General features: G+C 39.6%; 28 protein-coding genes. 24 read left to right on the top strand and 4 right to left on the bottom strand.

Annotation, left to right across the window (positions count from 1 at the left end; all coding sequences use genetic code 11):
* From G563_RS36410 to G563_RS0131540, 6 genes are all read left to right on the top strand, one after another.
* Positions 1 to 321 (top strand): transposase family protein (locus tag G563_RS36410; protein WP_028668938.1); only part of this gene is annotated, 321 nt, incomplete at its 5' end.
* A 43-nt stretch (positions 322 to 364) separates the two neighbouring features.
* Positions 365 to 916, top strand: coding sequence for a hypothetical protein (locus tag G563_RS0131560; protein WP_028668856.1), 552 nt, complete (start codon positions 365 to 367; stop codon positions 914 to 916).
* Positions 917 to 1,065: 149 nt separating this feature from the next.
* Entirely contained in the window at positions 1,066 to 1,530 is a 465-nt protein-coding gene (locus tag G563_RS0131555; protein ID WP_028668855.1) for a hypothetical protein, read from the top strand.
* A gap of 259 nt (positions 1,531 to 1,789) precedes the next feature.
* Positions 1,790 to 2,149: a DUF3667 domain-containing protein gene (locus tag G563_RS36405; RefSeq protein WP_028668854.1), complete on the top strand. Its 360-nt coding sequence runs from the start codon at positions 1,790 to 1,792 to the stop codon at positions 2,147 to 2,149.
* 35 nt (positions 2,150 to 2,184) lie between these two features.
* On the top strand, positions 2,185 to 2,598 hold the full coding sequence (locus G563_RS0131545; RefSeq protein WP_028668853.1) for a hypothetical protein: 414 nt from the start codon (positions 2,185 to 2,187) through the stop codon (positions 2,596 to 2,598).
* Positions 2,599 to 2,802: 204 nt separating this feature from the next.
* Entirely contained in the window at positions 2,803 to 3,405 is a 603-nt protein-coding gene (locus tag G563_RS0131540) for a hypothetical protein (protein WP_051211329.1), read from the top strand.
* A 329-nt stretch (positions 3,406 to 3,734) separates the two neighbouring features.
* Here G563_RS0131540 and G563_RS0131535 read toward each other — a convergent pair whose 3' ends face one another.
* Positions 3,735 to 4,166, bottom strand: coding sequence for a helix-turn-helix domain-containing protein (locus tag G563_RS0131535; RefSeq protein ID WP_028668851.1), 432 nt, complete (start codon positions 4,164 to 4,166; stop codon positions 3,735 to 3,737).
* A gap of 153 nt (positions 4,167 to 4,319) precedes the next feature.
* Here G563_RS0131535 and G563_RS0131530 point away from each other — a divergent pair, with 153 nt between their 5' ends.
* From G563_RS0131530 to G563_RS0131510, 5 genes are all read left to right on the top strand, one after another.
* Complete coding sequence (locus G563_RS0131530) at positions 4,320 to 4,640, top strand: hypothetical protein (protein WP_157585756.1); 321 nt, start codon at positions 4,320 to 4,322, stop codon at positions 4,638 to 4,640.
* Positions 4,641 to 4,660: 20 nt separating this feature from the next.
* Entirely contained in the window at positions 4,661 to 4,885 is a 225-nt protein-coding gene (locus tag G563_RS0131525) for a hypothetical protein (RefSeq protein WP_028668849.1), read from the top strand.
* Positions 4,872 to 5,168, top strand: a complete 297-nt coding sequence (locus G563_RS0131520) for a hypothetical protein (RefSeq protein ID WP_028668848.1) — start codon at positions 4,872 to 4,874, stop codon at positions 5,166 to 5,168. The genes G563_RS0131525 and G563_RS0131520 overlap by 14 nt, the downstream gene beginning before the upstream one ends.
* A gap of 22 nt (positions 5,169 to 5,190) precedes the next feature.
* Positions 5,191 to 7,488: a DUF5906 domain-containing protein gene (locus G563_RS37405; protein WP_051211328.1), complete on the top strand. Its 2,298-nt coding sequence runs from the start codon at positions 5,191 to 5,193 to the stop codon at positions 7,486 to 7,488.
* Positions 7,489 to 7,984: 496 nt separating this feature from the next.
* Positions 7,985 to 8,416: a hypothetical protein gene (locus tag G563_RS0131510; RefSeq protein ID WP_157585754.1), complete on the top strand. Its 432-nt coding sequence runs from the start codon at positions 7,985 to 7,987 to the stop codon at positions 8,414 to 8,416.
* Between the two features lie 81 nt (positions 8,417 to 8,497).
* On the opposite strand, the gene G563_RS38315 is transcribed toward G563_RS0131510, so the two are convergent.
* Positions 8,498 to 8,701 (bottom strand): hypothetical protein, encoded by a 204-nt coding sequence (locus G563_RS38315; RefSeq protein ID WP_157585752.1) that lies wholly within the window; start codon positions 8,699 to 8,701, stop codon positions 8,498 to 8,500.
* A 484-nt stretch (positions 8,702 to 9,185) separates the two neighbouring features.
* Between G563_RS38315 and G563_RS38310 the strand changes: the two genes are divergently transcribed.
* Genes G563_RS38310 through G563_RS0131460 form a run of 9 tightly spaced genes read left to right on the top strand, consistent with a single transcriptional unit; the run spans position 9,186 to position 13,243 of the window.
* Complete coding sequence (locus G563_RS38310; protein ID WP_028668846.1) at positions 9,186 to 9,605, top strand: hypothetical protein; 420 nt, start codon at positions 9,186 to 9,188, stop codon at positions 9,603 to 9,605.
* On the top strand, positions 9,602 to 10,003 hold the full coding sequence (locus tag G563_RS0131495; protein WP_028668845.1) for a hypothetical protein: 402 nt from the start codon (positions 9,602 to 9,604) through the stop codon (positions 10,001 to 10,003). Before G563_RS38310 ends, G563_RS0131495 begins: the two co-directional genes overlap by 4 nt.
* A 5-nt stretch (positions 10,004 to 10,008) precedes the next feature.
* Positions 10,009 to 10,728, top strand: a complete 720-nt coding sequence (locus tag G563_RS0131490) for a hypothetical protein (protein WP_028668844.1) — start codon at positions 10,009 to 10,011, stop codon at positions 10,726 to 10,728.
* Entirely contained in the window at positions 10,725 to 11,456 is a 732-nt protein-coding gene (locus G563_RS0131485; protein WP_028668843.1) for a hypothetical protein, read from the top strand. Before G563_RS0131490 ends, G563_RS0131485 begins: the two co-directional genes overlap by 4 nt.
* Complete coding sequence (locus G563_RS0131480) at positions 11,453 to 11,698, top strand: hypothetical protein (protein ID WP_028668842.1); 246 nt, start codon at positions 11,453 to 11,455, stop codon at positions 11,696 to 11,698. The genes G563_RS0131485 and G563_RS0131480 overlap by 4 nt, the downstream gene beginning before the upstream one ends.
* Complete coding sequence (locus tag G563_RS0131475) at positions 11,691 to 12,050, top strand: hypothetical protein (protein WP_028668841.1); 360 nt, start codon at positions 11,691 to 11,693, stop codon at positions 12,048 to 12,050. Before G563_RS0131480 ends, G563_RS0131475 begins: the two co-directional genes overlap by 8 nt.
* Positions 12,051 to 12,085: 35 nt before the next feature.
* Complete coding sequence (locus tag G563_RS36390) at positions 12,086 to 12,544, top strand: sterol desaturase family protein (protein WP_051211327.1); 459 nt, start codon at positions 12,086 to 12,088, stop codon at positions 12,542 to 12,544.
* A complete protein-coding gene (locus G563_RS0131465) occupies positions 12,541 to 12,897 on the top strand; it encodes a hypothetical protein (RefSeq protein WP_028668840.1) in 357 nt (118 codons plus the stop codon). The genes G563_RS36390 and G563_RS0131465 overlap by 4 nt, the downstream gene beginning before the upstream one ends.
* A 10-nt stretch (positions 12,898 to 12,907) precedes the next feature.
* The gene (locus tag G563_RS0131460) at positions 12,908 to 13,243 is read left to right on the top strand and encodes a hypothetical protein (protein WP_028668839.1); all 336 of its coding nucleotides are present in this window, start codon (positions 12,908 to 12,910) and stop codon (positions 13,241 to 13,243) included.
* Between the two features lie 80 nt (positions 13,244 to 13,323).
* Here the strand turns inward: G563_RS0131460 and G563_RS38560 are convergent, their stop codons facing one another.
* Positions 13,324 to 13,500, bottom strand: coding sequence for a hypothetical protein (locus G563_RS38560; RefSeq protein WP_169579826.1), 177 nt, complete (start codon positions 13,498 to 13,500; stop codon positions 13,324 to 13,326).
* Between the two features lie 442 nt (positions 13,501 to 13,942).
* Here G563_RS38560 and G563_RS0131445 point away from each other — a divergent pair, with 442 nt between their 5' ends.
* From G563_RS0131445 to G563_RS0131430, 4 genes are all read left to right on the top strand, one after another.
* Positions 13,943 to 16,513, top strand: a complete 2,571-nt coding sequence (locus G563_RS0131445; protein ID WP_037328701.1) for a sacsin N-terminal ATP-binding-like domain-containing protein — start codon at positions 13,943 to 13,945, stop codon at positions 16,511 to 16,513.
* A 2-nt stretch (positions 16,514 to 16,515) separates the two neighbouring features.
* Positions 16,516 to 17,586 carry an AlbA family DNA-binding domain-containing protein gene (locus G563_RS0131440; protein ID WP_028668836.1) on the top strand — a complete coding sequence of 357 codons (1,071 nt, stop codon included), beginning with the start codon at positions 16,516 to 16,518 and terminating at the stop codon, positions 17,584 to 17,586.
* A 178-nt stretch (positions 17,587 to 17,764) separates the two neighbouring features.
* Positions 17,765 to 18,388 (top strand): C39 family peptidase, encoded by a 624-nt coding sequence (locus tag G563_RS0131435; protein ID WP_028668835.1) that lies wholly within the window; start codon positions 17,765 to 17,767, stop codon positions 18,386 to 18,388.
* Positions 18,389 to 18,552: 164 nt separating this feature from the next.
* Positions 18,553 to 19,023 carry a hypothetical protein gene (locus G563_RS0131430; protein WP_028668834.1) on the top strand — a complete coding sequence of 157 codons (471 nt, stop codon included), beginning with the start codon at positions 18,553 to 18,555 and terminating at the stop codon, positions 19,021 to 19,023.
* 418 nt (positions 19,024 to 19,441) lie between these two features.
* Here G563_RS0131430 and G563_RS0131425 read toward each other — a convergent pair whose 3' ends face one another.
* Positions 19,442 to 20,626: a site-specific integrase gene (locus tag G563_RS0131425; RefSeq protein ID WP_028668833.1), complete on the bottom strand. Its 1,185-nt coding sequence runs from the start codon at positions 20,624 to 20,626 to the stop codon at positions 19,442 to 19,444.
* Positions 20,627 to 20,657 lie beyond the last annotated feature (31 nt).

Raw genomic sequence — 20,657 nt, 5'->3', positions numbered from 1 at the left:
ACTAAAAATGTATATGTTGATTTAGGTTATCTTGGTATTCAGAAAGAATACAAATTTTTGTCTTTAAAGATTCCATTTAAAAAGCCCAAAAAAAGCAAAAAAAATCCTTATCCAAGCTTAACATTAGAGCAAAAAAACTACAACAAGTCTATTAGTAAAAAGCGAGTTTTTGTAGAAAATGCAATTGCAGGAATAAAACGTTATCATATTTTAATTAACAAGTATAGAGGAAAATCTAAGGAAAAATTTGATGAAAGTATTGAATTATGCGCAGGCCTTTGGAACTTCAAAATTGACTTTAAGAAAAAGATAACTTGTTAGTAATCAACAAGAAAACAACTCTAATGACAATAATTATACAAGCATGACGATTTTTATTTCAAATGACGGCCATAGGATTGTTGTTATCAATGATTTTATTGAAGGACATTTAATTAAAGGAAAACCAGGCCTAATCTTCTTCTTAAACGGCAAGGAAATTGCAAATTATAAGTTAAGCAACATAATAGATGACACATGCAATGTAACTAAAAGTATATGGCACACTACATGGTCATTAGAAGATTTCAATTTTGCTAAAACTGATTCTATATTTTCACTCGCTACATTTGATTTTAACGAGTTTGAATTCGACACATACAATGGCAAAATAATAAAAAAAAGTAAGCCAATAAATTTTGACCAAAACACCCTTATCGTTTATGGAAAATTTCACAAAGGCGAAAGTGAAGAAGTAACTATGACAATTTTAAAGCACATAGCAGGTAAAAAATCAATAGCAGAAAAGTTACTATTTAAGACTAAAAGCTACGGGAAGGGAAATTGGGAAGAAGCAGTAATGATTAAAAATGGCATAGACGTTACACCATTAAGATTTAGAAGAAGATTTATTGGATATTCTTGCTTAAAATATTAAAACAGAGGCTAGCATAGTACTTATAAAAGAAGAGACAACAAAAATCAATAAAATATTTGTATACTATTTTATCTGCGACCTATTTTTACAAAATCCCCAAAACGTTAGTAATCAAATAAAACAAACGTACTAAAACCTGAAAATGATTTATGAACATCAAAGAATTGAATCACCGACAAAGTAATTTTACTGACAACAAATCAACTAAAATCTATTCTCAATTTGGAGAGCTGCTGAACGAATTAAGAAAAAGAGAATTAACTCTTAATATTGAAAATTTTATAAATGATTGTATAGACCAGATAAATTCTTCTACTCTTACCGAAGCACAGCTGATAAAATTCATAAAACAAAAACAAAGTTCAATCCTAAAGCAAGTTGAAAAAGAGCTTAAAATTGTTCCGAAAAATTATTATCGAAATTTGTGGATGTTATTTGGATTTACAGCTTTCGGCTTGCCCATAGGAGCGATATTCGGTTTGAGCGTAGGCAATATTGGGCTTTTAGGGTTAGGTTTACCCATTGGAATGGCTATCGGGCTCGTGGTTGGTTCTATGTTGGATAAAAAAGCACTTAATGAAGGACGACAATTGAATATAGAAATAAAAAATTGAAAGGCCGAACCATTAACACGGATGTTGCCTCATTCAACCTAAGTAGAGACACAAGCGCAGTGCAAAATTCAACTGTATTTTTTCAATTAAACTTTAAATAAACTCAGTTCCGTTAGTTTTCGGGATGCATTTATTCCATACCCAAAAGCTTTCAGGCTACTAAAATCTTCTATAAACGTCACGCCAAAAACCCATTAGTAGCAATTTTATTTAATCACCAACAAACAAAAACAAACCCACTAAAAAAATATTTACAAAAATGAATTGTAAAAACTGTAACACTGAAGTAACTTCAAACTATTGTCCAAATTGTGGGCAGCCTAAAAACGTAAAAAGGATTGACGGGCATTATATCATCCACGAAATTGAGCACGTTTTACATTTCGAACGTGGAATTTTATTTACAATTAGAGAGCTCATTATAAACCCTGGTCAAAACATACAGAACTACCTTTCCGAAAATCGAAGCAGACTCGTAAAGCCAATCATTTTTATAATCATAACCTCCTTGATTTACTCCATTTTAACTGCACAGTTGCAAATAGTCAACCTTTTGGTTGTTTTGGGGCTGTTAGTTATCCCATTTCAGCAAAGTGTGAAAAATGGCTTGCAGAAGTAGCTTTAGACAGTCATAAAAAAGGAGAAATATATTCAATGATGCTAACCTTTATACTTGACCAAAAAATTTCAGGAGCAGAAACTGATGAGGCAAGACGACAAGGCGGTACTTTTTTTGAACTTAAAAAATCAATCGAAATTATTTTAAGCAAAAGTTTTTTTTCAAAAAAAGCAGTAAACACAAGTCAGTTAATTGATATGATTCTTGGTATACGAGTAATGCAATTTATACATATGAATCACCTTTTGATGCTATTTGGAGGCGTTTTCATGGATGATGCTAAACCGATGGATAGACCAAGCAAGTTTAATAAAGACCACAACAAGTTCATATATTTAGGGTTAGAACTTCCGGCAGATGCTGACAAATCAATTCGCAACTTTTACAACCTTTTTCATCAAATCTTTCTAGCAATGATAAATGATGTGGAAATTGCATTTGACAGATAAATGAGCAGCTATCCACATCTTTTTGGCAATAGTGGGGCAGACAGTTGTAAATTCAACGGCATCGCCCGTCCGAATTTGTAGTCTTATTGGGTATTTTTGTAACTACAGAGCTGAGATTTTTCAAATGCCCTGTCTTCTAGCAATCCCTAAACCGTTAGCGATGATTTTAACGGAACACGCCTGAACTAAGATAGTTCTCAACAAATGAAAGATTTTAATGAGCACCAAAACACGTCAGAGGCAGAAATTAAAAAAGTAGTATGGGAAGGGCCATTTTCGTGGACAGGATACGAAAATCAAAACAACCTTGCCAAAACCCCTGATATACAAGGCATTTACCTTTGGACATTTCAATACAAAGACGGTTATTTAGTTTACTGCGCAGGAGTAACTAAATCTACACAAATAAGATTTAGGCAACACACATTAAAGTATAAAAGTGGTAATTACACAGTATTTAATGTAAATGAGGCAGAACAAGGCAGACGAGTGGAAATTTGGCATGGCTGGTCATACGCTAAGGCACATCGTGAAGAATTTAATGAACGAAAAGAAGAAATTTTAAATGCCGTAGAAAAACAGTTAAAATCATTCCGGGTGTTTATTGCTCAGGTTCCTGAAAAAAGAGAAAGAACACGATTTGAAGCAGCGATAATGCACAATATCTATGATTCAAAAGAACATTGGGCGAAATTAGCAGACAGAGGAATGGCGTTAAGTAGGCGGCGAAAAGACGAAATGCCTATTGTTATTAAAAACAGAAGAAACGCTAAACTTTACGGGCTACCAGAAACACTTGAGATATAGGTGCCAACTAACAATAGCTTTTCTGCTAGTGGAGCTAGTCAGTCCAGCAGCGGTGCTATGCAGACAGAATACTATTTCCAATACCAAACCCGCAACCTTTATTAGGTATTTTAAAAACTAGCATAACATACCCTAGGGAATAGTTAATCTCATGGTGATGAAATAGGTGACAAAATTTAGTAGATAGCACGAATTCGGAGGGCCTTTAAATCAAATAAGCCCTCTAGTGAGGGCTTATTTGGGATACTGTAAGTTATACTAAACTTTTGGTTGGCGGACAAGGATTCGAACCAACGCTAATATTCTTGTTTACTAGCCATTTTAAGCCCTTAGCTTAACATAGTGTACCCAAATTTGCTCATTGTAGCAATAAAAAAAATAGCAAATCTGGCTAAGAATACACTATCCGACTTTCCCAATAGAACTCTGATAACATTATCCTTCTCCGTTATTTGCTTCATTAAGAACTGCTCTCTAGCTTCTAAATCTGCTAACCTACGAAGCAAATAATTCTCATCTAAGCTCGTAATCTTTTGTAAGCTTTCTGACTTACTTATACCAGCTTCAAACATAACATCATCAATACTTACCCCTATCGCCTGAGCATACTTTTCGATAGTTTTAGGGCTTACATTCTGACGCTTGTAGGTACCATATACAGACTGTCTATCTATCTTTAGGCTTTCAGCTATGTATTCTGCCGAAACTTTTCTTTTTTCGGCTAACTTCTTGATTGCTAGGCCAATATGAATTTCTTTCATAAAATTTATAGAAATTTATGTTTAAAAATTTGCAGTTTGTAAGTTTTTAAATTTACATTTGTTCGACATTTAATGACAAACATTGACAAATTAACGCAAAAACTGACAAAAAAAGACAATGTAACCCAATTTTTTATCAAACGGTTTAAATCCATGATGAACCAACTTACACCTAACCAAAAACGTCAGCTTGCCGCTGCTCTCTTCTCCTACTTCGGCGACCGACACCCGACCAGAACTTGGCTCAAACAAGCCTACGAAACCCAAAAATACGGCCATGAACGAACCTTACTTCGTAAAATGGAGAATCAAGGTGCTAAACTCTCCGAAGCCGATGCCGATTGGGTTATTGACAACCTTATTCCAAAATTTGACCTGCTCCACTTCCGTACCCTCTTCATTAGAACCCTCAATGCTATGCCCGAAGAGTTTGGTTACTCCCTTCCTGCTCCCAACTCCCTCACCCCTGCCTAAGCCTCCAATCAGTTGCTAACATGACTCCTGATACCTTGCGTAAAGCTCAAAACCTGCAAGACCAAATCCGACAGATTCACCTCGATGCCCAAGAGTTCAAAACCTGTCTCAACTTGGCCGCCATGCGCTCCAAATCCGACCCTCGCTTTGACGCTCACGAACTCGCCAAAGGACTCAAAACTATCGTCGAGCTATGGGAAGCTAAACATACCCAACAGCTACAAAAAATCTATGATAACCTCTAATGCCTATTATATCATGCAAAACTTTATCGCCTCCCCCTTCGACCTTACCGACCTCCGAATCCTTGACCAATTAATGACCGACATCGAACCCAAAGACGCCCTCTATTTACTCAAAACTTTCATGAGGGTTTGGATTGAATCCGAAGACATCAATGGTAAACTTGCTACCGAAAGGTCGGGGCTTTACTTCTCCTATGAGTCCCTGATTGATTTCTTTGAGAAACTTGAGAAGAACCGAGTCAACCTCCAGTGTCATTGCACTCCAGTACCACCTTCTAAGTAGGTACTGGACAACAATAAAGCCGATGGTAACGCATCGGCTTTATCTTATCAATCTAGCTAAAAAGTGGGAAGTGACTTTCTCCCCCCTCAAAGATACTAAAATGCCCATAGAATCTACTCCTATTCCTGAGCCTGTCCCCTCCTATTTCCAACAGCGGTTGGCTCAATTGGCCATCACCCCCGAACTCAATGAGTTGACAGCCGCTTCTTTTACCGACGACTACGCCCGACAAACTTTCCCCATTTTCTCCGAAAACCTAAGCGGTGATATTCTCATTCGATACGCGGGTATCAATGGTTGGAAGAGCTTCTTCAAAGGAAAATCACAAGAGGCCGCGTATGTACGTACCCGTTTACACCCCTCTCGATGCACCAACGGAATGCCCAAATACCTCACCCCACGTGGGGCAGGTACGGAGGTTTTCTTCCCGCCCATGATTTTGGAGGCATATCATCAGGGTACCGAGCTTAAAACCCTCGTCGTCACCGAAGGGGAGTTCAAAGCCTTCAAAGCTTGTATGCACGGACTCGCTTGCGTGGGCGTACAAGGCATTCACAACACCCACGAAAAAGACCCCAATGGAGGAAACACCCTCAACACCGAACTACAAGCCGTGATTCGTCAATGTCAGGTCAAAAACCTGATTTTTCTCCTTGATAATGACTGCCTTACCGTCGAGTATGACGAAGATAAAGACCTCGCCAAAAGACCTACCTTGTTTTACAGTGCCGTCCGCAATTTTCGTGAGTACACCAAACACCTCGAATGTGACGTTTACTTTGCGCATCTCAACCCCGAAAGACCCGAAAAGGGCATTGATGATTTGTTTTGTGAGCAAGCCGATAAAGTCCCCCAAATCGTCGAAGAACTCCTCAAATTCAAGCTCAAAAATCCTTACTTTTTCATCGAAAATGTGACCGATAAAAGCCTCAAAAAGCTTAAAAGTTACTTTGGTATCGACAACGCCGAATCTTTCTATTCCAAGTACGAAGAGGTTTTGACCGACAAAAAATTCCGCTTCAATGGCTATTTCTACCAATACAACGGCCTCGAACTTAAACGGCTCGTATCGGATGCTATCAACAACTTCGTGCGCATTGGGGATGATTACTACGAAGCCTACCAAAAGCCCAACAAAGAGGAACGAATGGAAACCGTCTTTGACAAACGAAAGAAAGTCACCATTACCGACGATTACGGTAAAGATGCCCATTTGTTCATCAAACGCTACAAAGGATTTTGCCTCGTTCCCTCTCACCACAACTACCGACGCGAAATCAACCAGTGCTACAACACTTACTATCCGCTGAGTCATCAGCCCCAAGCGGGTAGCTACGAAAACTCGCTCAACCTGCTCAAACACATCTTTGGCGATAAGCTCGAATTTGCCCTGGACTACATGCAACTTCTCTACCAACGTCCCGCCCAATTGTTACCCATTTTGCTACTCCAATCCAAGGAACGCGAAACGGGTAAAAGTACTTTTGGTCAGTGGCTTAGGGATATTTTTGAATCCAACAGCGTCAAACTTGGCAATGCTGATTTACAGGGGGATTTTAACAGTGCTTTTGTGGAGAAATTGTTGATTGTGGTCGATGAAACGAGTTTGGAAAAGAAGGCTACTTCCGAGGCTATCAAACGCATGTCGACCGAAGTGGGAAAGGTCATCGTCAAGAAAAAAAGCGTAGCTGAGTACGAAACGGACTGGATTGGCAAGTTTGTGTTTTGTACCAACAACGTGGGGACTTCGCTCTACATCGGGAAGGGAGAAACGCGCTACGCCGTGTTTACGGTACCGCCTTTCCCCAAGGAGAAAAAAGACCCCCACATGCAACAAAAACTCAGGGAGGAGATTCCCGCTTTTTTGCATTTTCTTTTGAACCGTGAGTTACACTACCCCCAAAAAGGGCGCATGTACTTTGATTTTGAGGTGTACAAAACCAACGAGCTAGACGAGGCCATTGATGCCAACATTTCGGTGGTTGAGCGTGAAATCAGAAATTACATTCAAGATTGTTTCGATACATGGCCTTATCTGAAGGAATTATCTTTTACGGCCAAAGACCTTGCCGATGAGCTAAAAGACAACTCCAAATTCATTGACCGTGTAGCATTGGTCAGGAGTCTGAAAAACGACTTAGAATATACGCCTACCCCAACATCTACACGGTACCAGTTTTACAGTTTGAAAGCCTTTTCGATTGTTCCCGATGATTTTTCTCCCGTATCGCGGGTGGGTAAATGTTACTGCATCCATCGGGAAATTTGGGAAACTGGAAAAGTACAAATTCCAGAACCACCACCAGAATTACCGTTTTAAACCAACGAAAAAAGCCAAGTATCACAAAATGAGATACTTGGCTTTTTTGTGTAACTACTTTGTAACTAAATCCCCAAAAAGAAAAGTTACAAAGTTACAAGCCAAAAGGGGGTATTGCAGGGCTGAAAGTGAGATTTTCAAAAAAGTACCTCTAAAAAAGTTACAAAGTTACAATGAGTAGTAAGTAGCAGATAATCACTTTATTAGACATGTAACTTTTTTAAAAAAAATAGTTACAAAAAGTTACAATTAGTTACAAATTGCTATCTTGTAACTTGTTACTTTTGTAACTATTTTTTGGTGGGTTTTCACCAGTGGTGCAAACCCACCAAGCCCGATTCTTTGAAAAGTACACAAAGACACCTTTTGTAATGGAGTAACGCTACTTTAATCCTAAAGCTTTTTAGCTTTATATTACTATTGAAAATACATGTTTCTTGTTTACTTCTTTTTGACCTTCGTCTTATTGCTGATAATGATTTTTGCTAAACGAATCGTGTCAAAACTCTTTTCTTCAAGCATTTATCCTACCACTTTTATTACCAGAATAGCGCTATTCATTCTATTTATTTTCTCACTTAGAAGCTGTGGATTAGCTTTCCTCGAAGATGCTTTTAAGGATCCCCCTAATCAACCCTTTAATAGTGAAATTTGGAAAAGTGATAGTTTGAGTGGTAAAATCAGACACACTATGCTTGAAGATTTGCAGAATAATCAGACATTTTTGATAGGAAAGAGCAAAGCACAAGTTATTGATATACTAGGGACTCCTCACACTTCGCCTTACGACAAGCCAAAAACAGACACTTTATACTGGAATTGCTATCATCCTAACACGATTATGGGGGGGAATGAAAATGTCAGTGTTTGCTTTAGAAAAAACAAATCTTACAAAGTCCTTTTTGCTTTCTGGCCCTCAGAAAAATGAATTTAATTTCTGTTTATAGCTTGCTATAATAACAGCGGGGTAAATGTATTATCAACTTAGTCACTTATCAGTATTCCCCCCTCACTTCAACCGACTAAACCTGACAGGGTCAATTTTGAAGTAGTCACAGAAAGTACGCACCGTAATCAACCGTAGTCCCAACTCCCTACGTATCTTCGCCATTTTGTATTCGGCATACTTCGTCGAGAATATACCATTGCGGTCTAACAACTTCGCATTCACTTCTACTTCATAAGGTATCTGAAATTCTTCTAGCGGTCTCATCGAACTATGGGGAGGTTTGCTTTTGTGCTACATTAACATTTGTCAAACAAAAAAACTTACTTTTAGGGTAATTTACAACTAATAACCTTACAAATTTCCAACGGATTCCTAACTATGTTTTCGGAATCCGATTCCTGTTTGATACATACTTCTTTTGGAATCCGATTCCGAGGATTCCTTAGGATTCCTCTAGGAATCCCCACTTTTTCGAGGAATCCGATTCCTGTTTGATATATACCCCTTTTTGGAATCGGATTCCTAGGATTCCTTGGATTCCTCAAGGAATCCTGCCTTTTTCGAGGATTCCGATTCCTTGGATTCCTAGGAATCCTCCATTTCCTTGAGGAATCCGATTCCTGTTTGGATTCCTTGGGTTCCCATTGGATTCCTTAGGATTCCCCCGCTTCTCCCATGTTTCCACCTATCCCCCTTTGTAAGCTTATTTCCCCCTCCCCAACTTCGCCCAAAACCAAGCCTAACGCCCATGTTCCCCCCTCTTCCTAATCCCAACACGCCACGTGAGTCTTACACCCAACAAGTCTCCCTCAAAATCGGTATCTCCCTTGAACAAAAGTTCCTCCGTCTCGCCCAAATGCGCGCCACTCACGTCAACAACATTTTCCGCGAAGCCCTCGCCCAATTCGTCGCCAATCCCCAAGACACTCATTCGACCGCCCCCGAATTGCTCTCCCGACTGCAAGCCCTCGAAGCCGAAAACCAACAGCTTCGGCAACTCATCCCTGCCCCCTTGTCGGCCGAACAAATCGCCTACGATGCCTTCTGTAACCCAACCGTCATCGAAGCCATTCGCGACATCGCCCAACGCGTCGAAAACGCCGACATCGACCTTGACGCCGAAGCCATTCTTCATCAGTTCATGACCTTCATCCCTCAAATCCCATGAGACTCGTCATCATCGATGATAACCTAACCATTGTGGAAGATTTTGGGGAGTTTGAACCCGAGTTAGCCAAGGCTTTTTTTGTGGATGCCATTGCCGCCCTCGAATTCCAACAGCAATTGCCCCCTATCATGGTGCAAAACGAAGTCCAACTCCGTTTGCTCACCGATACCCTCGCCCAAATGGGTCTGCTCCACCAAAACCCCCAAGCGATTCAACTGTGGATGCGGCCTTTCATCGCCGAGGAAATCATGCGGCTTCAGCAACGAAAGGGACTCCTTGCCCGAACTGCCCATACGCTCGACGCCTACCGTGAAAAAGTCTTCGACTGGCTCAAATCCCACGCTTTCGCGGGGGTATCCCGACTGCTCTCCAATCTCCTCAAACGTCTCTCCCGTTAACTGCCATGTTTCCTGACCTTAAACAAAAGTATTTGGGTATCATCGCTAACGATGCCGCCCAAGCCGCCGCCAATGCCACCAAACGCATGTTTGAAGGTTCGCTCGCCCAAAAAAGAGCTGAACTACCCTCCCAAACGCCCCCGCGTGCCGATGCCTTACCTTTTCAAGCTTCGTCCACCCCCTCGCCTGATACGGTGGTAGCCAATCCCTTGTTGGCTCCTTACTTGCCTCCTGCGCCCGTTGTCAAACCACAAGTCGAGGAAGAAAAGCTCCGTAGCATGGCCAAGTGGAAAGCTACCGTCAACCTCAAGTACGTCGAAACCATTTCCCGCTTTGCCCGTGACGTGTTGGGGGGGATGGCCGCTTCTGACCTCATGGTCGAAATGGTCGAAAGACTCGAATCAAACGATGCCGCCCTCTCTGAACACGACCGTGAGATGGCCCAGGGAATGCAAAAGGCCGTCGAACGTCGGCGTAAGATTGAAAAAGCCAAATCCGCGATCCTCTCTGACCTTGAAGTCATTGCCATTTACGAGGAAATCATCTTTCAGCAAATGAGGGAACAAAACCTAAGGGGCGAACTCCAACTCCAAAGCCCCAACGAGTTCTTTTGGAGTTTGACCCTCATCACCGTCGCCGAAATCGGTAGCGCGGGGAAGGAGGTCATCGCCGAAAAAATGTCGGGTGCCGTTGCCAAGTTCAAACCTAAACCCAAACACCCATGAACCTGAAAGGTAATACTTGGTTGGTCACTGGCTCCCGCGACGTGGGCAAAACCTTCACGGCTATGCAGCTCGCCGAGGAGTTTTTTTTGAGTCCCGTTTGCCCTAAGTCTATCGTCGTTTTTGACCACTCCAACAACGATTCTTATTTGCAGTACCCCCTGCATCCTTTGACCCTGCCACAAATCCCCCAATTGGATTGGTTGGCTTATCCCTTCAGGGCCATTGTCAGGGGGGATGAAGAACAATTCGACGAGTTTTGCCACCTCATGACGCACTTCAGCCGACGTACCTGCATCGTCTTTGACGACTGTGGTATCTTCTTTGAAGGTAATCTCACCCAAGAAAGAAAACGTATCCTGAAAACCCCCAAAAACAACGAAAACGAGCTGATTTTTCAGGGACACAACTACGCTGAAATGGCGCCGAGGTTGCTCAGGGAGTCCAACATGTACGTCATCAAACAAACCACCGACGACCCCGACGAATTGCCCGATAAGGTCATTGCCAAAAAGCAAGTCCGACAACTCATGATTGAGGTCATTCGGGAGAATTACCAACGTCCCCCTAAACAGAAATGGGCTACCCGCATCTACGACACCGAAACCGATGAGGTTTGGTTGCTCGACCCTATTTCCAACACTTTTCAGGTTGTGGAGGGCGAACAACATTTTCCCTTTTCGGCCTTGCACAAATACCGTCCCAATCCTTCAAACTCCGTTTTGCCATGATTATTCATGAGAATTTAGACCAATGCCCTCCCCAACAACTCCGTGAGATGTTGGCCGAAGCAAAACGCGCTCAAAAGGTCTTTAAAGACAATCCTAACGTGCCTTTGAAGGTCGTCGCTAGTTACCAACTCGACGGTGACGAAATCATGTCCATTGAATCGGGTTTAACCCACGATTTTGTCGTGGCTGAACTACAAATTATCGCTCAACTCATCTTAGATGTACTTCAATCCCATGAATGATTTACAACAACGCTATTTGGGGGGTTTGCCCTTGCAAGAACCCGCCAAACCCACTTCCTCCCTGCTTAAAATCATCCTCACCGTCTTGGGTATCGTCATGGCTCTCTTAGTTTTCTTTTACCTGCTCTTCATTCGACCTTTGACCAATAAGCCCAACAACACCACGGCCAATCAAGACACCGACGGTAAATCAACCAACAAAACCCAAGAACCTTCCCAGGAAACGGAAGGCTCCGAACGGAGGGGGTCAGACAAGGAAGAATCTCAGCAGGAAGATGATGATGATGACAACGGAGGTTCGCCCCGACGCTCTACCGATGACGATTCCAACAGTGGTTCGCCTCGACGATAAATCTTTTGTCTTACCTTTCTTATCCTTTTTCAGCCATGAATCTTTTCCTGTTTCTCTTCGGGGCTTTGCTCTGGACATTTATCGAATACATTTTTCACCGATTCGTCCTCCACCGTAAAACCTCTAATTACCTCCTCCATGACCAGTTTCACCACCAACACCCCACCAAAAGACCTACCGAAGTCCCTTTTTTGCTCTTAGGTATCGCCCTGCTTTGTTTGTCTGCTTGTGGGGGGAATTGGTTTGGGATTGGCTTCTCGGTCGGCGTATTGGCTTACGTGGCGATTCACTTCTTTTCGCATTCCTCTATCGTCCCCAACGCTTTGTTGTATCATCACCAATACCACCATTTGGTCAATGCTCATAAGTGTTTTGGCGTTTCCTCCCCTCTTTGGGATTATGTCTTTGGGACTCATTACCCCAAAAAGAAACCTTTTTCTGAGCGTCAGTTGGCCTTTTACAAGGGCAAAAACAAGCGTAAAGCCACTTTATGAAAAGATGTTTTTTCTACGAGTACGAGGAGGCGTCGGGATTGCAAAGGGGACAGCTCTGGCAAGCCCTCACCCCTGAGGAACAATCCCGTTTGAAACAAATGGGCTATTGTCCTAAGCGATTGCTCACCAGAGGGGCATTGGATTATCTCCTTGAGGTATTTCCCCTGCCTGACTACCAAACTCAACTCGTCAGTCTGACCGCCTATGAAAAACAATGCGGGTTGAGTCAGGGCGATTTGTTTCGGTTGTTGACGCCTGAGCAAGCTCACCAGTTGCACCAATTGGGCTACCGAAAGTTTCTTCGTTTGCCTTACCGTGCCATTCTTTACCTGCGTAGTCTTGGTATTTACTAATCCCTTTTCCATGAAATCCCCCGTTTGTGCCTCAAACCCTTTGTTTATCATCATCTACCCTCATCACAACCAGATTAAGGGAATGGCCTTGCCCGTTTGTCCTACCCGCTTACCGACTTTGAGCTTACCCCAAGGATTCAAGCTAGGGACGCCCACGGGACAACGACAAACCGACGGCTTGGGTAAAGTTACGAGGGTGGAAATCCAACTCCCTGCCCTTTCTTTTTGGTGTATTCTTCGCTATGGAAAGGGGTGGTGCCAAGATTGGAAGGTGTTGGCGGGGTGGTTTAAAAATCGACGTCAACCCTTCAAGATTTGGGTCAAGCCTAACCAACTCAAAGCATGAAGTACGAGCAGGCATTTCCTATTTTGTTGGACATGGTCGAAAGGGGGTGGGCAATTTCCAAAGCCTTGAAGAAATTGGGGCTAAACAGGTCTATTTTTTATCAAAAATGCCCGCGAAAGCTGCTTTCTGAGCTGCAACACACCAAAGCGACGCATTTGGTTAAACCTGCCCATAAAGGCCCACGATTGAATGAATTTTTTGTCTTGTATTCCTTGCCAAATGAGGCCATTGTCCAGCCCTTTGGCGAAGTGGCTCATGAGGTTTAGGGGGCGTCTTTTTTTGTTTGCTATCAAAGTAAATCTATCCTTCATTTGAGGGATAGGTTTCTAATTCTTCGGTTTTATTTTTTGGGTGGTACAAAACCTCTCTGCCAATGGCGGGGGGGTTTGTTTTTTTGATAGCAAATTCATGCCCGGACTTGAAAATTTTTTGTTCCTGGGCAATGATTTTGATAGCATTTTTCCTCAACCTTCAGCTGTAGCTACGTTTTTGCAACCACAAAATGATAGCAAAATGGGCGATTTTGCGCTAAAAATGCTATGTCTGTTTAGTTGTTACTCATTTTGGGGGAAAATTTGCATAATATCCTATGAAATTATTAGGTACATTTTATTGAAAGTGGGTATATTTGGGGTATAGGCGCAATGGTTGCGTCTATATTGTGTTAGCACCAATTTTAAAACGACCATCACGACAAATATGATTCAATCTATAGAAGAAGGAAGAAAGGAAGACGGTAATCGTTCAATCGCAGACAAAATAATTAAGCGACTACACGATTTGGAAAAAACCGTAGAGAATAATCAAGGTCGTTGGGCTTGGGAACTTTTACAAAATGCAAAGGACAGTATAGCAGACTATAATGACAGAGGCGTATCAATTCAAATTGAACTTAAAGATAACGAAGTTGAATTTCGTCACAATGGTGTTCATTTCACAGAGCAAGACGTACGGGGATTAATAAATCAAATTTCTTCTAAAGAGATTGAAGAAGGGCAGCAGACAAAAAGGACAGGAAGATTTGGAACTGGTTTTTTAACAACACATCTTTTATCTAGGGTAATACAAGTAAAGGGAGTTTTAGAGACTAAAAGTAAAGACTTTTACAGCTTTGAGTTTCCATTGGACAGAGAAGGGAAAACAACAACACAACTTATTCCAAAAATCGAAAATGCTTGGACTGAATTTCATAATTCAGCTAAAAAAATTAATGATACATATGATATAAATAATTTCAACACTTCATTTTCCTACAAACTTGATACGATAGAGCAAAAAGAAATAGCAAGAATCGGAGTAGAAGAATTCATTAAACTCATACCATTCGTTTTAGCATTTATTCCTAAGATTCACAGAGTCGATTTAATTGATAACACATCTAGTAAAACCATAACATTTGAAAATAGTAACCAAGAACAAGAGAATTTTATTAAACACATAACGCAAACTGTCAATTCATTAAAATCAGAGATACTCTTATTGGTAAAATCAAATGAAAGAGTTTGCATTGGGTCTGAAATTGAAAAATCAGAAACCGGTTATGTGCTAAAAAGCTTGAAAGATACCCCTAAGATATTCTGCGATTTCCCTTTAATTGGAACTGAAAATTTTCATTTTCCCTTAATAATTAATAGTTTCTATTTTAATCCTCAAACAGAAAGAGATGGGGTTTGGCTGAAAGGAAATGATGATGATGAAGTTCAAGAAAATCAGGAATTATTTGAAGAAGCTGTTGAACTTTTCAAAACTCTTTTAAATGAAATCTCTGATAAACCTTTCTTCGATTTATATCACATTGTTGAAACGAGAACCCCTTCAACTAATGAAAAGTACTTTGATGAATACTGGTATAAGGAAAGCATTCAAAAACCTTTACGAGAATTTCTTTTGGAATCTAAGCTAGTTGAACTTGAAGATACTGCTTCAGAAAAAAAAACCATAAAGGAACTTTGGTTTCCTGCAAAATCATATACAGATAAAGTTCAAACAAAAATTTGGCAATTCACTTACGATTTGTTTCCTAATCTCGTAAGTAGAAAGAAACACGTAATTCAGTGGGCTGAATTATCTTGGGATGAATGGCAAAAGTTAACCTATCCAGTTTTAGCATCTACTGTTGCTAAGCAAGAAAACATCACTAATTTAGGAGAAACTCTAACCAAAGAAAGCAAAGAAACTTTTGAATGGTTAAACTCATTTTGCTCATTTTTATTAAGTGACGAAACAAACCTGACTTTATTCGAAAAACATACAATTACACCTAATCAAAAAGGTGTTTTCAAAAAGAAATCGGAGTTATTTATTGACGAAATTGAAGATAGCACTCTCGTAAATATTCTTCGTTTATTAGGTGATGATTGGCGAGACAAGTTACTTAGTAAAAAAGTGCTATTTGGTGAATATATCCCCAAAACAAAGAAAGATATTGCTTCCAAAATCACAGAAAAAATAAATGAAAGACTAAAAAGTTCAATAAATACAAATGAAGATTTCATTAAATCCATTAGCCTTCTTTCCGAATGGTTTGAAAATAATAAAGACTTAGGTAAACAACTTTTCTCTGAATTATATAGGCGCAGAGCAGAATTGTTTATGAATACAATAGTAGATAAAGACAGTCTATATAAAGTTATGCGAAGTAAAACTGATTTGGCACAACTTTCAAAAGTTGCTCAAGCACTTGATACCAATCCTCAGTTATTGGATAACCTTAAAAAAGTTGAAGAACTATCTAATTTATTAAAGGAGTTTAAGGCTAATGATATTTCAGAATTGAAAAGGATGTTATTATTATCCCAAGGAATAAGTGCTAATAATCTGAAATCTGAAATTACCCAGGATGTTCTAGTAAGTCTTGGGGTGACTTCAATCGAAGAACTAGAGGAAGCTTTAAAAGATAAAGACTTAGCTCAAATGTTTAATCATACCTCAACTCCTAATGTAGATATGTTTATTTATGTTCAAAAACTTATTGCAAGAGCAAAGAAGAATATAATTGAGCATTTGAAAAAACAACCCGATTACGATTGTACTGAATTGGAAGAACTTGCAAATACTGTAATTGGCGGCATAAAAAAGGATGGTCTTTTAATTCATATTGTTGTACGACCATCGGACAATGGAGAAGTAATTGTTTATTATAGTTCAGAAAAAGACACTTTAGATTATGCCAATGCAGAACTTTGGATTGATAACGGAATAGAAATACCAAGACATTTAACTTTAGGTAAAATTCTTAAAACTACGGGAATAAATAAAATACCAGTGTAAAAATGAATATCGAAAATGAAATAGGTCATTTGATTGGCATACCTGAAAGCGAAACGCTTGAGTATAAAGCGGTTTTGCCTCCTTCAAAGAATATAGCACAATTAATTTGCTCATTTGCGAATTCAGAGGGAGGTTATATTGTGCTTGGTGTTGCGGATAACTATGAGATAAATGGTTTAAGTGAAGATTTTCACGCAAATACAATTACACATAAAGCATTAGACCTTTTATCACCCCAACCGATAGTTCATTATCAATACGTAGTTCATAAAGGCAAAAAACTTTACGTAATAAAAGTCGAAAAGTCAACTTCTGTAATTTCATTAGAAAATAAAATTTATAAAAGAATTGGAGCATCTTCCAAATTAGTTAACGCACCAGAAATAGTATTTAAAACAAATGGATATTCCCGAATCAAGGACATTAATCTTCAACTTGAAGAATTAAAAAGCAACGCTACTAATTCTAAGATTAAGCTATTAGAACATTATCAAAGTATTCTTAAAATTATGGATGACCTTGGCATTTTATTATACCCTGTCGACCCAATCCAATTTACGACAAATCAAGAGGGGAAAATACTGTCGAGAATATTATTTTCTTCATTTGTAGACAATTTCGAAACTTACTTATCAGACTTACTTTATGAAATATTTTTAGCAAATCCATCTACTCTAAAATCAGGACAAACAGTAACAATAGAGGAAGTGTTAAACTGTTCAGACATTCAAGATTTTGTTAGATACTGGTCAAAACAGAAGTTAAGTAAATTGCAAAAAGGAAGCGTGAAGGGTTTTATTAAAGACAACAAACAAATAAGTGAATTAGCTGCGATAGATGACACACAACAAAATGAAATTGAAAAAATCCTGCAAATACGACATCTCTATTCTCATCGAAATGGAATTGTAGATGAAAAATTTCTTCAATTTTTTGCTGGACTATTTGTGTTAAATGCTGAACATCAAATGACAGTTAGTGAAATATGTGACAAACTTTGCTACCTAGTCGATATTACCGACCGAATTGACAAAAAAGCTATTATCAAATACAGATTGGCAAGTGGTGCATAACAAGACAGAAGAAAGAAAAACTGGTGCTAACAGCACCTACCCAAAAGTGGCGGTTCAGTGGTTAAATCAAGCTGTGTACTTCTATCAAAGTTTGTGCTTGGTTGACAGTGAAGGGCTTCGAAATCGCCACCTTCGGGTAGCTGCAAAACGTTATGGCTCATTTTAAAAACAGACACATATGAAAATAATCAGACAAATTTTTCTTTGTTTGACAATCTTACTGTCAGACTTAGCTAACGGACAAAGTATCATTCAACTTGGACCGAATTATTTTTCAGCAGGAATTCCATCGCAGGAATTTGAGTTTTACTCAGCAGCACAACATTCAGGCAGACAACGACAGACAAATTGGTGTTGGGCAGCTTGTGTTCAAATGGTTCTTAATTATCACGGACTTTATGTTAACCAAGAACAGGTAGTTCAAAAAATTTATGGGAATTTAGTCGACCAACCCGCAGGACAACAACAAATAATGAATGCACTTAGCGGCTGGGCACCAAATTATCAAGGAAGGATTTCACAAATTTATTGTCAAAGTGGCGTGACAAGTATTAATGAAATAACAAATAATCTTGCCTATAAATGGCCACTAATTGTAGGACTAAGAAATCCACAAGGTGGAATTGGACACGCTTACGTATTGACTGCAATTTACTATTCTACAGATATGTATAACAATACTGTTCCCGACAAAGTGGTTTTGAGAGACCCTTGGCCGGGGAGTCCTTCAAGACAAGAAATGAGTTGGTATGAGTTTTCAAACCGAATAATGATGGCGTTTAAGGTATGGGTGTCAAGATAAAAACGAGCCATAACAGCACCTACCCAAAAGTGGCGTTTCAGTGGTTAAATCAGGCTTTGTACTTCTATCAAAGTTTCTGCTTGGTTGACAGTGAAGTACTTCGAAATCGCCACCTTCGGGTTGCTGCAAAACGTTAGCGGCAAATTGACGACAACATTCTAAAAATGAAACTTGACGACGCAAAAGAAATCATTAAGGAGTTTGTAGACGAACCGATTGTAAACTTCCAAATCGAGAAAAGCATTTTTGACCAAGACATCGGACGAGAATTATATAACCAGACAATCCGACAGCAAGTTGAACGAAAGCACGGTGTATACATTTGGATTGACAAAGACACAGAGGAAATCGTGTATATTGGTATGGCAGGAAAAATCAAGACCGACGGCACATTGGGTGACCACTCTATTCAAAACAGATTGTTGGCATCAAGAGGAAAGGACAAAATGACAAAAAAGGATATTCAAACCAATGACTACATTAAAGGACTAATGTCAGAGCACAATATTAAGACGTTGGACTTTTACATTATATATTCAAAGCAAGACGAACCACCAGCATATATTGAAGCACTTTTGCTTTACAAATATTACAAGCAAAATAGACGACTGCCGAAATTCAACAGTTCATTTTAGACAGAGATACTTGACGAAAATCTGCCGCTAACAGTGCATTGGCAATATGGCGGGGCGACGAATATGTTCTCAGCTTTTGTTCGCTATTCGACTTCGGTTTCGCCAGACGAATAAGGCTGAGCAATAGAATAAACAATGAGCTTTTGTATCTTTAATCAGCAGCGGCACCGGACTGGACGTTCAACGAATACCGCCTCATCGCCAATGCTTCAACGTTAGCGGTAACCATATATATAGTTAATTTGATAGCAAATTTTAAGGTCGACTTGTAAAGTTTGCATTCCTGAGCTATGATTTTGCTATCAAATTAAAGTGGCCATTGAATGCATCACAACAGGAGCCGCAAAAGCACAACTTTAAAATGATAGCAAATAGAAACTAAAACAGAAAAGCCCCAATGATGGGGCTTTTCTGTTTCTTAGATTAATCCGTTCTTTCGTAAATCATCACTGATGCTTTCAGTAAATAATTCAGCGTAAAACGTTTCTGTGGTTTTTACAGATTTGTGGCCCAATATCTTTGAAACTACTTCTATCCTTACTCCCGCATTGAGTAAATAGCACCCACACGTTTTACGACCTACGTGCGTTGTTATTTCCTCCCATTTCTTCAATCCTGCTACCTTGGCTGCTTCTTTTATGAAATCATTCATCTTTTGATTGGTAATCACGGGTAAGATGTAATTATACTTCTCAAGGATTTCACGCGCTTGCGGCAAAAGCGGAATCCTGCAAAGCTCGGTGGATTTGCCTCTGTAAATGATAATGTAAGTAATCCCATTCCTATCTTCCAGATGTTCTGAAGGATTAAAGTAAAAAAGCTCATTATAAGCCATTCCTGTATAACATTGCACTAAAAAACAATCTACCACCTTCTGTAAGCGTTCGCAGTAATAAGGGCAACTACTGAGCTTTTCGAGTTGTTCTTTGTTAAGGTATTTGATTTTTTTTCGTTCATCGCGTGGCAACTCCAAAGAAACAGTCGAATTATAAGGTAATACCTCCTCTACTACTGCATAATCAAGAACACTCATAATGGATTCAACTGCACGGGCGGCATGATTGAGGCAATTTGCTTTCTGTTTCACCAAGTACTTTTGATAATTCATCAACCACTTGGGCGTCACTTCTAGTAAATCAACATCTTTCCTTTTTAGTCCCTTTTCGATGTATTCTTGTAGGACATTGTATCTTGATTGCCATGTTCTAAGCGTAGAATTCTTTATCCTGTCTTTTTGCTCATTTTCTACATACAAATTAAAATAGACCAAGAGCGTACTCGGTGTAGGGTCTAATTTCTTTAGGTAGATTTGTTTGATAATTTCAGCCGAAATTGGCTTTTCATAACGTCTCAATTCGTTGTAAATAGAATCAAGGTCGTTTTTAAATTTATCTAGTTTGATATTTTGCTCACGTACATGGTCAGAATAGCCCCTAATTCGTTGCGCTTTTGAATCCCATTCGTGAGGTAAGCATGATACATGTGTCGCAAGGTCTGACCTTACTGGAACACCATTTACGCGAAGTCTACAATAAATGTAATGAGGTTTAGTTTTGAGTAAACCTTTTTTTGTGCGTAATCTGAAGTTGATTACGATACTCATTCTCGTTTTTGATTAACATAAGGATTGAAAT

Source organism: Runella zeae DSM 19591 (assembly GCF_000423565.1).
In the GTDB taxonomy this organism is placed as follows: Bacteria; Bacteroidota; Bacteroidia; order Cytophagales; family Spirosomataceae; genus Runella; species Runella zeae.
This window is presented reverse-complemented; position numbering and strand designations above follow the sequence as displayed.

Excerpts from the sequence above, each read along its gene's own strand:
- G563_RS38310 (WP_028668846.1), top strand. The coding sequence starts at position 9,186 with ATGTTCCCCCCTCTTCCTAATCCCAACACGCCACGTGAGTCTTACACC.
- G563_RS0131445 (WP_037328701.1), top strand. The coding sequence starts at position 13,943 with ATGATTCAATCTATAGAAGAAGGAAGAAAGGAAGACGGTAATCGTTCA.
- G563_RS0131440 (WP_028668836.1), top strand. The coding sequence starts at position 16,516 with ATGAATATCGAAAATGAAATAGGTCATTTGATTGGCATACCTGAAAGC.
- G563_RS0131555 (WP_028668855.1), top strand. The coding sequence starts at position 1,066 with ATGAACATCAAAGAATTGAATCACCGACAAAGTAATTTTACTGACAAC.
- G563_RS0131465 (WP_028668840.1), top strand. The coding sequence starts at position 12,541 with ATGAAAAGATGTTTTTTCTACGAGTACGAGGAGGCGTCGGGATTGCAA.
- G563_RS36390 (WP_051211327.1), top strand. The coding sequence starts at position 12,086 with ATGAATCTTTTCCTGTTTCTCTTCGGGGCTTTGCTCTGGACATTTATC.
- G563_RS0131525 (WP_028668849.1), top strand. The coding sequence starts at position 4,661 with ATGACTCCTGATACCTTGCGTAAAGCTCAAAACCTGCAAGACCAAATC.
- G563_RS38315 (WP_157585752.1), bottom strand. The coding sequence starts at position 8,701 with ATGAGACCGCTAGAAGAATTTCAGATACCTTATGAAGTAGAAGTGAAT.
- G563_RS0131425 (WP_028668833.1), bottom strand. The coding sequence starts at position 20,626 with ATGAGTATCGTAATCAACTTCAGATTACGCACAAAAAAAGGTTTACTC.
- G563_RS0131430 (WP_028668834.1), top strand. The coding sequence starts at position 18,553 with ATGAAACTTGACGACGCAAAAGAAATCATTAAGGAGTTTGTAGACGAA.
- G563_RS0131480 (WP_028668842.1), top strand. The coding sequence starts at position 11,453 with ATGATTATTCATGAGAATTTAGACCAATGCCCTCCCCAACAACTCCGT.
- G563_RS37405 (WP_051211328.1), top strand. The coding sequence starts at position 5,191 with ATGGTAACGCATCGGCTTTATCTTATCAATCTAGCTAAAAAGTGGGAA.
- G563_RS0131535 (WP_028668851.1), bottom strand. The coding sequence starts at position 4,166 with ATGAAAGAAATTCATATTGGCCTAGCAATCAAGAAGTTAGCCGAAAAA.
- G563_RS0131495 (WP_028668845.1), top strand. The coding sequence starts at position 9,602 with ATGAGACTCGTCATCATCGATGATAACCTAACCATTGTGGAAGATTTT.
- G563_RS0131530 (WP_157585756.1), top strand. The coding sequence starts at position 4,320 with ATGATGAACCAACTTACACCTAACCAAAAACGTCAGCTTGCCGCTGCT.
- G563_RS0131435 (WP_028668835.1), top strand. The coding sequence starts at position 17,765 with ATGAAAATAATCAGACAAATTTTTCTTTGTTTGACAATCTTACTGTCA.
- G563_RS0131560 (WP_028668856.1), top strand. The coding sequence starts at position 365 with ATGACGATTTTTATTTCAAATGACGGCCATAGGATTGTTGTTATCAAT.
- G563_RS38560 (WP_169579826.1), bottom strand. The coding sequence starts at position 13,500 with ATGAGCCACTTCGCCAAAGGGCTGGACAATGGCCTCATTTGGCAAGGA.
- G563_RS36405 (WP_028668854.1), top strand. The coding sequence starts at position 1,790 with ATGAATTGTAAAAACTGTAACACTGAAGTAACTTCAAACTATTGTCCA.
- G563_RS0131490 (WP_028668844.1), top strand. The coding sequence starts at position 10,009 with ATGTTTCCTGACCTTAAACAAAAGTATTTGGGTATCATCGCTAACGAT.
- G563_RS0131545 (WP_028668853.1), top strand. The coding sequence starts at position 2,185 with ATGATGCTAACCTTTATACTTGACCAAAAAATTTCAGGAGCAGAAACT.
- G563_RS0131540 (WP_051211329.1), top strand. The coding sequence starts at position 2,803 with ATGAAAGATTTTAATGAGCACCAAAACACGTCAGAGGCAGAAATTAAA.
- G563_RS0131485 (WP_028668843.1), top strand. The coding sequence starts at position 10,725 with ATGAACCTGAAAGGTAATACTTGGTTGGTCACTGGCTCCCGCGACGTG.
- G563_RS0131475 (WP_028668841.1), top strand. The coding sequence starts at position 11,691 with ATGAATGATTTACAACAACGCTATTTGGGGGGTTTGCCCTTGCAAGAA.
- G563_RS0131520 (WP_028668848.1), top strand. The coding sequence starts at position 4,872 with ATGATAACCTCTAATGCCTATTATATCATGCAAAACTTTATCGCCTCC.
- G563_RS0131460 (WP_028668839.1), top strand. The coding sequence starts at position 12,908 with ATGAAATCCCCCGTTTGTGCCTCAAACCCTTTGTTTATCATCATCTAC.